Origin of the sequence: Janthinobacterium agaricidamnosum NBRC 102515 = DSM 9628, from assembly GCF_000723165.1 — a bacterium.
Classification (GTDB): Bacteria; Pseudomonadota; Gammaproteobacteria; order Burkholderiales; family Burkholderiaceae_D; genus Janthinobacterium; species Janthinobacterium agaricidamnosum.
In genome coordinates this window covers 246,428-260,283 of sequence record NZ_HG322949.1, presented here as the reverse complement: position 1 = coordinate 260,283, position 13,856 = coordinate 246,428, and the positions used below count along the sequence as shown (strand labels likewise).

Genomic DNA, 13,856 nt, shown 5'->3' with positions numbered 1-13,856 from the left:
CCAACCGGATCGCGAGGCGAAGGCGGTAGATTTAGACCGCTGGCGGTCCGCGGGAATCAGGCGGCAACTTGCCGCAGGGCTTCCCGCAAGGCCGATACGGCGAGACCATCGCCGCTCAATTTCGCCGCAATACGCAGCATCTGGCTCCGATTACGCTGGTAAACAGCATCCGGCGTGGCCTGGACATCGCGCAACATGCCGGCCGCCGCTTGCTCAATCCGAGCATGTGCCGATGGCGCCAATTCGACCAAGCTCAGGAAATAGGTCGCGCCCCATTGCAAACGGGTCGCCGGGCCAGTTGCTTCTTGCCAGGCTTGCTGCTGCCAATCCAGCACAGCGGCCGCATCGCCGCGCCGCCGGGCGTTGGCCGCCAGATTGTGCATGAAATAAAACGGCGCATGGCTGCGCCCCAGTTCGGCGTTTAGCAAGGCATCGGATGCATCGAGCAAACCGGCGTCGCTGAAGGCGCCGGCGGCCGCATTCACCAGCGCGTGGCGCTGCTGGGGATCGTCGGTTTGCTGGCCGAGCTCGGCAACCAGGCGAGGCAAGCGATCGGGCAAACCGGCATCGGCAACGCCCGAGCGCAGCAGGCGTACTTGCAGGCGCAAGGCGGCCATGCGGTCCGGCGTGGTCAGCCAGATGTCGTCGGCAAAGATTCCCGCCGCCGCATACAGCGCCGCCACCAGCGCGCCGTGCATGGCGCTGCCCGGCACGGCGGCGAACTTGATCAGTTTTAAGCCGTTGTTGCACAGCAAATCCATATTGGCGCGCGCCAGGCCGACATCGCCGAGGATGCGCAGCAACGCGTCGGCATCCGGCGCGCCGGCGCCCACGCTCATCGTTTGCAACAGCAAGCGCTGCGCCGCGTTGCCCGGCGGACAAAGCGATACCAGCTCAGCCAGCGTGTCCGACAGCGCGCGCTGGCCCAGCAATTGTCCTTCGTCGGTATCCCAGGAGTAATAACTGAGCACGCGCCATTCATCGGCCTGCAAGGCGCGTGTCCCCGACAGCGCCGCGTGCAGCGATTCGGCGGCAGTGTACTGCGCAGCCAGCGCCAGCTTGACGATATCGATACCGACCTCGCCATCCGGTTCGCACGGCAAGCGCATGACTTCTTGGCCATCGGGCCGGTACAGCACCAGCGTCGGGTAGCTGCGCAATTTGAGGCGCGCCGCCAGTTGCTGGGCGCCGCCGCTGTCACCGTCGAGAAACACCGGCACGGCGGCGTTCACCAACGCGGCGAAGTCGGCCCGCGCGAACAGGTCGGATTTGCTGCGGTTGCAGGGAGGACACCAGGCCGCGCCCCAATACAGGAACAGCGGCCGGTTTTCAGCGGCGGAAAATGCGGCGGCGGCATCGAAGCCGCCTGCGCTCCAGTCGATTGCCGTCGCCATGGTTTACTCGCGGGCCAGCGCCAGGAATTCGGTGCGCAGCGCCAGGTTGGGCTGCAACTCGCCCAGCATCGCCGAGGTGACGGTTTCTTCGCCCTGGGTGCGGATGCCGCGGCTTTCCATGCACATATGGCGGCAGCGCACGACCACGCCGACGGCTTTCGGTTCCAGCACTTCCATCAGGGAATTGGCGATCTGGATCGTCATGCGTTCCTGCACTTGCAGGCGCTTGGCGTAGCAATCGACCAGGCGGGTCAGTTTCGACAAGCCGACGATTTTGCCGTTTGGAACGTAACCGATGGTGGCGCGGCCGAAAAACGGCGCCAGATGATGTTCGCAATGGCTGTACACGGGAATGCCGCGCACCACGATCAATTCATTGTATTGCTCTGCACCATCTTCAAAAGCCTTCAACAGTTCGACCGGATCCTGACCATAACCGGAAGTCCAGTGCTTCCAGGCCTTGGCGACGCGCGCCGGCGTTTCCAGCAAGCCGGTGCGTTGCGGGTCTTCGCCCAGACTGACCAGCAGGCGGCGCCAGTCGTTTTCTGTGAATTCTTCTTTGGACATGCTGAAATACCTCAAAAATTGCAATTGCCGCCAGTATATAGAAAATGTGGCATCCCGATCAGCCCGCAGTATGCGATTTAGCGCGCCTGTTGCCGGTGCGCCTGCACCAACATGGCCGAAATCGACACGCTGGAAGTGGCTTCCCACGCCTCGTCCGGACCGAACCAGCGCGCCTCGGCGATCTCGTTCTGATCGAGCCGGATCTCGCCGTCGAGGTAGTCGGCGGTGAAGGCGATCATCAGCGAATGGGGGAATGGCCAGGATTGGCTCATGAAATATTTCAAGTTATGCACGCGCAAGCCGACTTCTTCCATCACTTCGCGGTGCACCGCTTCTTCGATCGATTCGCCCGCTTCCAGAAAACCGGCCAGCGGGCTGTAGCGCTTCGATGGCGAGTTGGTGTGCATCGCCAGCAACACGGCATCGCCCTTGCGTATCAAGACCATCATCGCCGGCGATATGCGCGGATACGCCATCATGCCGCAAGCCGGGCACTTGAAGCAGCGCTCGCCGGGAGCCAGCCCCATCGGCGTGGCGCACACGCCGCAATAGCGGTGAGTGCGCGCCCATTCGGCGATTTGGCCGGCGCGGCCGGCCAGGCCCAGGAAGCCATCGTCGACTTCGTTGAACAGTGCGCGCAAGCCATGATAAGCGCACTCATCTCCGGGCAAACTGTCGTCATCCACCGCCACTGTCTGGCAATAGCGGCCATGCCACAAGCCCACCGGCTGCGCCTGCGCGACATCGATGGCGGCGCGCGCCAGGAAGGCCGCATCCGGCAAATCCAGGCCGGCTTCACGCAACAGCAAACGGCCACGGTGAAACACAAAAGTCAGCGGATCGGCATGGGTTTGCGCGGTGAGCAGCGGGATGAAAGTGTCGGGGGTTGCTAACATGGTCGGCCAGGCGTCAAAGGGGACATCGGAAATGGAATGATTACCAACGGTATATAAATTACGTCAGACAAGCATCATACAAGGTAACGCCTGTAACAGCAGCAGACGCTGTTGCGCAAGGTATGTTACGGGCTTGTTACAAAACTCCGCCGCCGTTGCACAAATGCGACTGATAATAATTCTCATTTACAGACTGATTACAAGTTATTACAATTGGCGAGTATATTGGAGAGAATCCGACCGCCAGCCAGACCCGCCACGGGCCGCATTCCAGCATAGCCAGCCAGTCATTTCTCATTCCTGCTTTTAACAATGACAACCGAGAGATGCACATGGCGCAGATCAAAAGCCGTAAACACGCACAGTCCCGTTTTAACCAACACATGAGCACCGCGCTGGCAGTCATGCTGCTGCCGGTCGCCGCCCACGCCGCCGATCCTGCCGCCAGTGCACAGTCGCAAGCTGCCAGCGGCAACCAGTCCTTGCCGGAAGTAAAAATTCTCGGCGCCAAGGAAAACGACTTCAAGGCCGACAAGGCGGCATCGCCGAAATACACCGAGAAACTGATCGACACGCCGCAAACCGTGGTGGTCATCAAGAAGGAATTGATCGAGCAGCAAGGCGCGCTGACGCTGACCGACGCGCTGCGCAACACGCCGGGCGTGGGGACTTTCTTCCTCGGTGAAAACGGCAGCACCAACACCGGCGACGCGATCTATATGCGCGGTTTCGACACCTCCGGCAGCATCTATGTCGACAATGTGCGCGATGTCGGCTCGATTTCGCGCGACGTGTTCAACATCGAACAGATCGATGTCTTGAAAGGCCCGTCCGGCACCGACAGCGGACGCAGCTCGCCGACCGGCTCGATCAACCTGACCTCGAAAACGGCGACCATGGAAAACGCCTTCAATTCGCTGGTCACGGTCGGCAGCGCCGACCAGAAACGCGTTACCGCCGACTGGAACCATGTCATCGACGCCGACAGCGGCACGGCCTTCCGCCTGAACTTGCTGGACCAGGATAGCGGCGTCGCCGGACGCAACCAGGTCAAGAACAAGCGCTGGGCCGTCGCGCCCACCGTCACCTTCGGCCTCGGTTCGCCGACCCGCGTGATCGCCAGCTACCTGCATGTGGACCAGAACAATGTGCCGGATGGAGGCGTGCCGACCATCGGCCTGCCTGGCTACAGCACGCCGGACACCATCACCGCCACCAACAAGGTGATCCGCACCTTCCTGAACTCGGCGGCGCCGGTCGATCCGCACAATTTTTATGGTTCGGCCTCGGATTACGACAAGGTCAAGGCCGACATGGCGACGGTGCGCATCGAACACGATTTTTCGCCGAACCTGAAGTTGCAAAACACCACGCGCTACGGCAAGACCAAGCAGGATTATCTGCTGACCGCCTTCATGGCCAACACCGCCAACCTGCAGACGCCGAACCCGGCCAACCCGGCGACGTGGACGCTGGCGCGTTCGCTGCGCACCGTCAAGGACCAGGAAAACGCCATCCTGACCAACCAGACCACGGTGACGGCCGAATTTAATACCGGCGCCGTCAAGCATACGGTGGTGGGCGGCCTGGAATTGACCAATGAAAAACAAACCAATTACAGCTATGTCCCGGCCAGCATGGGCACCCTGCCGCCGGCCAATCTGTACCACCCGAATCCGAACGACCCGGTCACCGGCTTCAATCCGCAGCGCAGCGGCGCGTTTACCGAAGGCACCGTCGATACCCAGAGCGTGTACCTGTTCGATACGCTGAAGGTCAGCGAGAAATGGCAATTCAACGGCGGTGTGCGTTTCGACCATTTCAGCACCAAATACAATGCCGTGGCGCTGCAGGCGGCCGTCACGCCGCCTGCGGTCCAGCCATTGCCGGTTGGCACGCCGATCCCGACCAATATCTCGCTCAGTGATACCTTGGTCAACGGCAAATTGTCGGTGGTCTACAAACCGACCCAGGACAGCAGCGTGTATGCGCTGTGGGCCACGTCGAAAGCGCCGCCGGGCACCAACTTTGCGCTGAGCACGGCTGCCAACAGTGCGCAAAATCCTAACTATGATCCACAACAAACCACCAGCAAGGAAATCGGCACCAAGTGGGATTTCCTGAAACAGAAATTGTCGTTCACCGCGGCGCTGTACCAGACCGATGTCAAAAATGAAGTCGAGCAAGATCCGGTCGATTTGCTGTTCTATCAAACGGGTAAAAAACGCGTGCAAGGCGTCGAACTCGGCGTGACCGGCGAAATCATGCGCAACTGGCTGGTCAGCGCCGGCTACACCCGCATGAATACCAGCGTCGAATCGGGCAAGGTGGTGACCGCCAGCGGCATCAACAACCTCAGCTACACACCGAAACAGGCATTCACCAGCTGGACCTCGTACACCTTGCCATTCGGCCTGAAAATCGGCGGCGGCGCGCGTTATGTCGGCGACTTGCTGCGCGGCACAGACGGCGCCGTCGGCACCCCGGCCAAGGTCGACGCCTACTGGGTGGTCGATGCGATGGCGGCTTACAGCATCAGCAAGAATGTCGACCTGCAATTGAACGTCTACAACCTCGGCGACAAGAGCTATGTCGCGGCGATCAACAAGAGCGGCTTCCGCTACACGCCGGGCACGCCACGCTCGTTCAGCCTGACCGCCAACGTCAAGTTCTAAGCGGCGCCATCGGCATGGCCCTTCCAGGCAACACGGCCTGGGAGGGCTTTTTTATGGCGATCCGGGCTGATCGATACCGCGCAGCAGGTCGACCAGCATTTTCAAGTCTTGGCTCATCTTCAGCTCCTTCTCCTGTAACAATCAAATCGTTTCCCGGCGATAGCCATCGCCGAGGCTATCCCTGGACAACACCCATTGCCACAACTGGATGTCGCGGGCGCGGAAGGCGCCGGCGCATGACAGCAGGTAATAACGCCACATGCGGTAAAAACGCGGCCCCAATTGCGCCGCGAAGCGCGGCCAGGCCTGGATAAAATTGTCGTGCCAGGCCATCAGCGTCTTGTCGTAATCGGCGCCGAAATTGTGCACGTCCTCAACCACGAACAAGTCATCGACCGCATCGCCGATCTGCCCGGCCGACGGCAAGTCGCCATTCGGGAAAATGTATTTGCCGATCCAGGGATCGGGCGTCGAGCGGCGCTGGTTCTTGCCTATCGTATGCAGCAAGAACAGGCCGCCCGGCTTCAGGCAGCGGTGGACCAGCTCCATATAGGTGCGGTGATTCTTGCGGCCCACATGTTCAAACATGCCGATGCTGACGATCGCATCGAATTGCCCGTCGATGGCGCGGTAATCCTGCAAGCGGAATTCCAGCGGCAGACCGGCGTAACGCTGCCGGGCCCAGGCCACCTGCTCCTTCGAGATGCTGACACCGACCGCCTGCACGCCATAGCGCTCGGCCGCGAACGCCATGAAACTGCCCCAGCCGCAGCCGATGTCGAGCACGCGCATGCCGGGTTGCAGGCGCAGCTTGCGGCAAATCAGGTCGAGCTTCGCTTCCTGCGCCTGTTCCAGCGTGCTTGCCGTTTCCCAATAACCGCAGGTATAGGTCATGCGCGGATCGAGCATGGCGCCGTAAAAATCATTGCCCAGGTCGTAATGAACTTCGCCGACCCGGCGCGCACGCGCGACGTTTTGCAGGTTCAGGAATTTGGCGGCGAACACCTGGCCCAGCAGGCGTAGCGGCTGGATCTGGCCGGTCATCCGGGTGCGCAGCAAACGGTCGAAAAATTCATCCAGCCGCTCGGCTTCCCAATCACCGTCGACATAGGCGTCGCCCAGGCCCAGGTTGCCTTGCGCAAAGGCCCGCTCCGGCACGCCCGGGCGCAGCAAGCGCATATCCCAGGGCCGGTCGCCATTGATGCGGATGCCGGCGTGATCCAGCAATTCCAGCGTTGCTTGATGCAGCTTGGAACCATTCATTGCAGCCGGAACCAACTTTGCATCCGGCATCGGTATGGGTAGAGATTCTTGCACAGTTACTCCTGATCGTCAGGCATGGCGCGCCAAGGCGCTGATGAAGAGTCACTTTAGCAAAGTCATCAATATTTGAATAATTGATTAAATCCATGAATTCCATCGTGAATAACTATCGAATTATCCACCAGTCACCTCCCTCTCCAGCAGCGTTAGCGTTATGAAAACTCATACAGCCACGCGGCCGTGCGTCCAACATCTGGTGCGGCGGCTTGGCCCGGTCGATAAGGTGTCGAAAAAACTTGTTGAAAATCAAACGCTTGGCAATTATTACCGTTTTATGACAAGCAGGCACGCGATTTGCTTAGTAATGGCTTCTGGAGCAAAGAGTCTGCATACGAAAACTTTTATCAAAGAAGCAACTTGATCAAGGTTGGAGATGCCGGGGAATAAACAATCCGCTAAAGCGGGGAAACAATTGGAGAAATCAAGATGAAAAAGAAACGGCCATTAACCGTATACATCCTGGTAGCAATGGTATTGGGCATTTTGGTGGGTTATACCTGCCATGAAACATTTCCGGATATAAAAACCAGCGCCGACATCGCTGCCAATATTTCGATCGTCACCGACGTCTTCCTGCGCCTGATCAAGATGATCATCGCGCTGCTGGTGTTCTCGACCTTGACGGTCGGCATCGCTCACATGGGCGACGGCAAGACCGCCGGCCGCATCGGCGTCAAGGCCGTGTGCTGGTTCATGGTTGCGTCGCTGGTATCGCTGACGCTGGGCCTGATCTTGTCCAACATCATGCAACTGGGCACCCATCTGGACTTGCCCTTGCCCGATATCGGCGCCAGTACCGACCTGAAAGTCGCCGCCTTCACCTTGAAGGACTTCTTCACCCATCTGGTGCCGAAATCGCCGATCGAGGCGATGGCCAATAATGAAATCCTGCAAGTGCTGGTGTTTTCGATCTTCTTCGGCAGCGCGCTGGCCGGCCTCGGCGAATCGGCCAAGATACTGACGGCGATGATCGACCAACTGGCGCAAGTCATGTTGCGCATCACCGGCACCATCATGTCGATGGCGCCGCTGGCCGTGTTTGCCGCGATTGCGTCGGTGGTCACCAGCCACGGCCTGGGCGTGCTGGCCACGTTCGCCAAATTCATGGGCGGCTTCTACCTGGGCATGGCATGCCTGTGGCTGCTGCTGATCGCCGCCGGTTTTGCCGTGATCGGCCCACGCGTATTCAAGCTGGTCGGCCTGATCCGCGAACCGTTCCTGCTGGCGTTCTCGACCGCCAGTTCCGAAGCGGCGTATCCCAAACTGCTGGTGGCGCTGGACCAGTTCGGCGTCGACCGCAAGATTTCCAGCTTCGTGCTGCCGATGGGCTATTCGTTCAACCTGGACGGTTCGATGATGTATTGCACCTTCGCGGTGCTGTTCATTGCCCAGGCATATGGCATCGATTTGCCGATTGGTACCCAAATTACCATGCTGCTGCTGCTGATGCTGACCTCGAAAGGCATCGCCGGCGTGCCGCGCGCCTCGCTGGTGGTGATCGCCGCGACGCTGAATCAATTCCACATTCCTGAAGCAGGCTTGCTGCTGCTGATGGGTATCGACCACTTCCTCGACATGGGCCGTTCGGCCACCAATGCGGTCGGCAATGCGGTGGCGACCGCGGTCGTCGCCAAGTGGGAAGGCGGACTCGCCAGCGAAGAAGACATGGCGCGCAATGCGGCGCTGGCTGCCCAGGCGGAATTGAGCGGGGGCCTGGCGGAGCGCAAAGCCGCATAGTTTCAAGCCGACGGATTTTCCAAACCGTAACACTATAAAAGAGACGAGAAACCATGAAAAAGAACTTGTTTTCCTTGCTGCCGCTGTCCGCTGTTGTCATGACCATGGCATCGGGCGCCGTATTGGCCCAGTCCGGCATCTCCCTCTACGGCGTCGCCGACGCCGGCCTGGTGGTAGAAAATGGCAATGGCCGCCACACCAATATCAGCAGCGGTGTGGCGTCCGGTTCGCGCATCGGCTTCAAGGGCAAGGAAGACTTGGGTGGCGGCCTGGCCGCCAATTTCGTTCTCGAAAGTGGTTTCAGCCTGGATACCGGCGCTTCCGGCCAGGGCGGTTTGCTGTTTGGCCGGCAAGCTTATGTCGGCTTGTCCGGTACGGCCGGCGCGGTCACGCTGGGGCGCCAGTATTCGCCGTATTACCTGGCGCTGCGCGACATCGCCGATCCGTTCGTCATCGGCCTGGCCGGCACTGCGTCGAACTTGATGGAGACCAATATCCGGATCAATAATATGGTCCAGTATTCGACCCCGAAAGTGAACGGTTTCGGCGCCGACGTGGCGTATGGCTTTGGCGAAAAGCCGGACAGCAATACCAGCAACCGCAGCATCGGCGCCACGCTCAGCTATGACAACGGCCCGTTGACGGCGTCGCTGAACCATCACCGGCATGACAATGTCGGCGCCACCGACCAAAGCAAGAACACCTTGCTGGCGGCCAAATACAATTTCCGCGTGCTGCAAGTGCACCTGGGCTATGCCGACAACAAGGCGCTCGCCGCCGTGAAAAGCAACGATGTCTTGCTTGGCCTGACGGTGCCGTTCGGCGCGAACAGCCTGCTGGTTTCCTACATCCGCCACAACGACAAGAGCGCCGCCAACCTCGACGCCAGCCAATGGGCGCTGGGCGGCTTGCACAGGCTGTCGAAACGCACCGACCTGTATCTGGCTTATGCCCGCATCAACAACCAGAACGGCGCAGCCTTCAAGGTCGGCAATGCGACCGACGATGGCACCGGCAATAGCGGCATTAACCTGGGCATGCGTCACACTTTTTAAGTACCATTTAGAAAGCGCCTGACAGATCCCCGCTTGTCTCCGGCAAGCTTTAGCCGCGGAACATTAGTTTCGCGGCTTTTTTTATGTGTCAGCGCCTTATGCAGCACCTTGCATCAAGGCAAAGGTAAAATACGCCATGAAGACGAATAAGGGCAGCAAAAGCGCAATCCGCGGGCGGCAACGGGCCGGCTTATGGTCGGGCCGCAAGTCGATGGCCGCCTGCCTGGTGCTGGCCGGTTTCCTGGCGATCGTCTACCTGGTGTATTTCTGGACCGAGCGCATCGCCATCGGCAAGCTGCAGGAGAGCGGCACGCAAAGGCTGGAAGTGTATGTCAGCAGCCTGGAAAACGCGCTGCAAAAATACGATTACCTGCCGAAGACGCTGGAACTGAACAAGGAAGTGATACGGCTGCTGCAAAATCCGGACGATCCGGCCCTGGTCCAGTCGGTCAATCTGTACCTGGAACAAATGAATTCCCAGGCCAGGTCGGCGGCGATTTATATCAGCAACTTGAGCGGCATTACCAACGCGACCAGCAATTGGCGCGAAGATTCCGGCAGCTTTATCGGCGACAATATTTCCTTTCGCCCCTATGCGCAAGATGCGTTGCGCGGCACGCCGGGCCGCTTTTACGGGGTCGGCACGACCACGCTGCAGCCGGGTTACTTCTTTGCCCACGGCATCTATCAAAACGGCAAGATGCTGGGCCTGGCCACCGTCAAGGTAAATATCGAAAGTCTCGAAAAACGCTGGACCCAGGGCGCCGACAAGGTGATGCTGGCCGATGAGCATGGCGTGGTTTTCCTGACCTCCGTACCGTCCTGGAAATACAAGACGCTGGCGCCGCTGGCGCCCGAGGTCTTCGAGTTACTGCGCCAGACGCGCCAGTATTATTCGCAACGGCTCGATCCGATCCCCTTCCTGTCCGACAAATTGCTGGGCAATGGCGCGCGGGTAGTATCGATGCGCGACCAGAGCGTGTACGGCACGCCGTCGAAAACCAGTGCCAGCGTGATGACACGGCTAACACTGAAATCGCCGGCCGGCTGGCAATTCATTTATTTGTCCGACCTGAGCCAGGCCCATGCCAGCGCCCAGGCCGCCGCCGCGTTTTCCGCCGTGGTGCTGGGCTTTTTCTTGCTGCTGTTCTTTTATATGCGCCAGCGGCGCCAGGCGCTGGCGCAAAAACTGCTGGCCAAGGAAGACCTGGAATACGCATATTCCAACCTGGAAACCATGGTGGCCGAACGCACGTCGGAATTGAATGCGATGACGCAAAGCCTGAGCCAGGAAATCGCGGTGCGCAGCCAGGCCGAACAGAAACTGCACTTGACGCAAAACGAACTATTCCAGGCGGGCAAGATGGCGGTGCTGGGACAAATGTCGGCCAGCATCACGCACGAGCTGAACCAGCCTTTGACGGCGCTGCGCACCATGTCCGACAATGCCGTGATCTTGCTGGAGCGGGGCCGCCTGGACGACGCCAGGAAAAACCTGGCCAAGATTTCGCAAATCGCCGGGCGCATGGGCGCGATCACCGGCCAGTTAAAAGTGTTTGCCCGCAAATCGACCACCAGCCTGACATCGGTATCGATTCCGACCGCGATCAGCAACGCCTTGTTCCTGGTCGAGCGCCGCTTGCAGGTGGAAAACGTACGCTTCAATTTGAACTTGCCGCCCGACGATATCTTCGCCCTGTGCGAAAGTAACCGGCTGGAACAGGTGCTGGTCAATTTATTCGCCAACGCGCTCGACTCGATGGCCGGCAGCGCGGTACGCTCGCTGACCGTGACGGTCTTGCATCAAGATGACAGGGTCTGCATCCAGGTGGCCGACACCGGTTCCGGCCTGTCGGATGATGTGCGCGAGCACTTGTTCGAACCCTTCTTCACCACCAAACCGCAGGGACTGGGCCTCGGCCTGGGACTGGCGATTTCAGAACAGATCACGCGCCAGTTCGGCGGTGTATTGCGCGCAGAAAATAGCGAAGCTGGCGGCGCGGTATTTACCATCGAACTGCAAATGGCGCAGCAGGAGAGAAAACATGTTTGACGGCTTGAAAGTATTATTGGTCGAGGACGATCCGACCGTGCGCGAAGGCAGCGAACAGGCGCTGCAACTGGCCGGACTGGACGTGCTGGCCTTCGAATCGGCCGAGCAGGCCTACAGGCTGCTGACGCCGGATTTTCCCGGCATCATCGTTACCGACGTGCGCCTGCCCGGCATGAGCGGACTCGATCTATTGCAGGCGGTCAAGACGCTGGACAGCAACCTGCCGGTAATCCTGGTCACCGGCCACGGCGACATCACGATGGCGGTGCACGCGATGCGCACCGGCGCCTACGATTTTATTGAAAAACCGTATTCTTCCGAGCAACTGGTGGACGTGATCCTGCGCGCGCTGGAAACCCGCCGCCTGATGCTGGAAGTGCACAGCCTGCGCCGCCGGATCGAAGATGGCGACGGCATCGAAGCGCGTTTATTGGGCAATTCGGCGGCGATCCGCGACATACGGCGCCTGATCCTCGACGTCGCCGACGAACCGGCCGACGTGCTGATCTATGGCGATACCGGCACCGGCAAGGAAATGGTGGCGCGCTGCCTGCACGATTACAGCCACCGCCGCAAGCACCATTTCGTCGCCGTCAATTGCGGCGCGATTCCCGAAAACATTTTTGAAAGCGAAGTGTTCGGCCACGAACAAGGCTCGTTCACCGGCGCGGCGAAACGCCAGGTCGGCAAGATCGAGCATGCCGACCACGGCACCTTTTTCCTCGATGAAATCGAAAGCTTGCCGCTGTCGCTGCAAGTCAAATTGCTGCGCGTGCTGCAGGAACGTTATATCGAACGGCTGGGCTCGAACATCCCGACGCCGGTCGACGTGCGCATCGTCGCGGCGTCCAAGCTGGACCTGGAGGATCTGTCGCGCCAGCAGAAATTTCGCAGCGATTTATATTACCGCCTGAACTTGATCGTGCTGCACTTGCCGCCGCTGCGCGAGCGTCGTGAAGACATACCGATGCTGTTCGAACATTTTGTACTGGCGGCGGCGACGCGCTACAACCGTCCCGCGCCAATGGTATCGAGCGCGCAGATGCGCAACCTGATGGCCCATTCCTGGCCCGGCAATGTGCGCGAATTGCGCAATATCGCCGACCGCTTCGTGCTCGGCATCGCCGGCGGCGACAGCGGCATTTTGTCGGCCCGCAACACGGTCGCGGCATCGCTGGCGGAACAGGTCAACAGCTTCGAACGGGCGCTGATCGAACAGGCATTGCGCAACTACGCCGGCAACGTCACCGAAGCGTGCGCGGTGCTGGGATTGCCGAAACAAACCCTGTATCACAAGATGCAGAAATACAATCTGGTGGCCGAAGACTTCAGGTAACTGACTCAGTTAAGCTGGTCAGCCAGGCGACGCGCCGGCATGGCCGGTTTTCAAGGCATGCGCCCAGTCCGGCCGGCCGTTGGCCAGGGCCAGCGCGGCGGCGCCATCCCAGTCGTATGCGACGGCGACCGGCTCGACCGACCAGGCCCCGTCCGCCGTCCGTTCAGCGATCGCATAACGCGCATGCGGCGTGCCGTTTTCCATCTTGTGGGGGAACGGATGGTCGTCGTCGTAAGCCGGCAAGCCGACGCTGCCGGGATTGGCGATCAGACGCCCATCGGCCAGCCGCACCCGGCGCGGCAGATGCGTGTGGCCGCACAAGATCAGCGCGGCTGGCGTGTCGCCGGCGCGGCTCGCCACTTCGTCCAGCGTCGCCGCGCGGCTGCCGTCCGGCGTCACCGTATCGAGGAAATACACCAGGTCGCTGGATGGCGTGCCATGCACCAGCAACACCTCGCCGGGCAGGCGCAAGGTGGCCGGCAAGCTGGCTATCCAGCGCAACTGGTCGGGCCGCAAGGTGTCATAGGCATAGCGGTCGGACAAGTCCATCCGCGATGGATCGCCGGCCAGCACCTGGCGTTCATGGTTGCCCTTGATGGTAGGAAAATCGAGCATCATCAGCCGGTCGGCGGTGGCGCGCGGCTGCAAGCCGCCGGACAGGATATCGCCCAGGTTGACGGTGAGGTCGACACCGCGGCGGGCGATGTCGGCCAGCACCGCGTCGAGCGCGCCAAGATTGCCGTGGATATCGGAAATTGCCGCGATTCTCATGCTTGCCTCACAAAATATCGGTCGGTCCCGCCGTCATTGTAAGCCCGTA

10 protein-coding genes are annotated in these 13,856 nt (G+C 60.2%); 5 read left to right on the top strand and 5 right to left on the bottom strand.

Going from position 1 to position 13,856, the window contains the following annotated elements; all coding sequences use genetic code 11:
* Window positions 1–56: 56 nt before the first annotated feature.
* From GJA_RS00955 to nudC, 3 genes are all read right to left on the bottom strand, one after another.
* Entirely contained in the window at window positions 57–1,394 is a 1,338-nt protein-coding gene (locus tag GJA_RS00955; RefSeq protein ID WP_051780108.1) for a thioredoxin family protein, read from the bottom strand.
* A 3-nt stretch (window positions 1,395–1,397) separates the two neighbouring features.
* Complete coding sequence (folE, locus tag GJA_RS00950) at window positions 1,398–1,961, bottom strand: GTP cyclohydrolase I FolE (protein WP_038498253.1); 564 nt, start codon at window positions 1,959–1,961, stop codon at window positions 1,398–1,400.
* Between the two features lie 77 nt (window positions 1,962–2,038).
* On the bottom strand, window positions 2,039–2,857 hold the full coding sequence (gene nudC, locus GJA_RS00945) for an NAD(+) diphosphatase (protein ID WP_081905194.1): 819 nt from the start codon (window positions 2,855–2,857) through the stop codon (window positions 2,039–2,041).
* A 332-nt stretch (window positions 2,858–3,189) separates the two neighbouring features.
* Between nudC and GJA_RS00940 the strand changes: the two genes are divergently transcribed.
* Window positions 3,190–5,532, top strand: a complete 2,343-nt coding sequence (locus tag GJA_RS00940) for a catecholate siderophore receptor Fiu (protein WP_038498247.1) — start codon at window positions 3,190–3,192, stop codon at window positions 5,530–5,532.
* A gap of 141 nt (window positions 5,533–5,673) precedes the next feature.
* Here the strand turns inward: GJA_RS00940 and cfa are convergent, their stop codons facing one another.
* Window positions 5,674–6,795, bottom strand: coding sequence for a cyclopropane fatty acyl phospholipid synthase (gene cfa, locus GJA_RS00935; protein ID WP_242404414.1), 1,122 nt, complete (start codon window positions 6,793–6,795; stop codon window positions 5,674–5,676).
* Window positions 6,796–7,281: 486 nt separating this feature from the next.
* On the opposite strand from cfa, the gene GJA_RS00930 reads away from it, so the two are divergent.
* The 4 genes from GJA_RS00930 (at window position 7,282) to GJA_RS00915 (ending at window position 13,036) form a co-directional block, all read left to right on the top strand.
* A complete protein-coding gene (locus GJA_RS00930) occupies window positions 7,282–8,592 on the top strand; it encodes a dicarboxylate/amino acid:cation symporter (protein WP_051780104.1) in 1,311 nt (436 codons plus the stop codon).
* A gap of 53 nt (window positions 8,593–8,645) precedes the next feature.
* Window positions 8,646–9,647, top strand: coding sequence for a porin (locus GJA_RS00925; protein ID WP_038487738.1), 1,002 nt, complete (start codon window positions 8,646–8,648; stop codon window positions 9,645–9,647).
* 136 nt (window positions 9,648–9,783) lie between these two features.
* The gene (locus GJA_RS00920; RefSeq protein WP_242404413.1) at window positions 9,784–11,700 is read left to right on the top strand and encodes a sensor histidine kinase; all 1,917 of its coding nucleotides are present in this window, start codon (window positions 9,784–9,786) and stop codon (window positions 11,698–11,700) included.
* Window positions 11,693–13,036: a sigma-54-dependent transcriptional regulator gene (locus GJA_RS00915; RefSeq protein ID WP_038487735.1), complete on the top strand. Its 1,344-nt coding sequence runs from the start codon at window positions 11,693–11,695 to the stop codon at window positions 13,034–13,036. The genes GJA_RS00920 and GJA_RS00915 overlap by 8 nt, the downstream gene beginning before the upstream one ends.
* An 18-nt stretch (window positions 13,037–13,054) precedes the next feature.
* Here the strand turns inward: GJA_RS00915 and GJA_RS00910 are convergent, their stop codons facing one another.
* The gene (locus GJA_RS00910) at window positions 13,055–13,807 is read right to left on the bottom strand and encodes a metallophosphoesterase family protein (protein WP_038487733.1); all 753 of its coding nucleotides are present in this window, start codon (window positions 13,805–13,807) and stop codon (window positions 13,055–13,057) included.
* Window positions 13,808–13,856: the final 49 nt, after the last annotated feature.

What these genes read in the sequence shown, in the direction of transcription:
- GJA_RS00955 (WP_051780108.1), bottom strand. Translation starts at nt 1,394, where the DNA reads ATGGCGACGGCAATCGACTGGAGCGCAGGCGGCTTCGATGCCGCCGCC.
- GJA_RS00920 (WP_242404413.1), top strand. Translation starts at nt 9,784, where the DNA reads ATGAAGACGAATAAGGGCAGCAAAAGCGCAATCCGCGGGCGGCAACGG.
- GJA_RS00915 (WP_038487735.1), top strand. Translation starts at nt 11,693, where the DNA reads ATGTTTGACGGCTTGAAAGTATTATTGGTCGAGGACGATCCGACCGTG.
- GJA_RS00930 (WP_051780104.1), top strand. Translation starts at nt 7,282, where the DNA reads ATGAAAAAGAAACGGCCATTAACCGTATACATCCTGGTAGCAATGGTA.
- cfa (WP_242404414.1), bottom strand. Translation starts at nt 6,795, where the DNA reads ATGAATGGTTCCAAGCTGCATCAAGCAACGCTGGAATTGCTGGATCAC.
- GJA_RS00940 (WP_038498247.1), top strand. Translation starts at nt 3,190, where the DNA reads ATGGCGCAGATCAAAAGCCGTAAACACGCACAGTCCCGTTTTAACCAA.
- folE (WP_038498253.1), bottom strand. Translation starts at nt 1,961, where the DNA reads ATGTCCAAAGAAGAATTCACAGAAAACGACTGGCGCCGCCTGCTGGTC.
- GJA_RS00925 (WP_038487738.1), top strand. Translation starts at nt 8,646, where the DNA reads ATGAAAAAGAACTTGTTTTCCTTGCTGCCGCTGTCCGCTGTTGTCATG.
- GJA_RS00910 (WP_038487733.1), bottom strand. Translation starts at nt 13,807, where the DNA reads ATGAGAATCGCGGCAATTTCCGATATCCACGGCAATCTTGGCGCGCTC.
- nudC (WP_081905194.1), bottom strand. Translation starts at nt 2,857, where the DNA reads ATGTTAGCAACCCCCGACACTTTCATCCCGCTGCTCACCGCGCAAACC.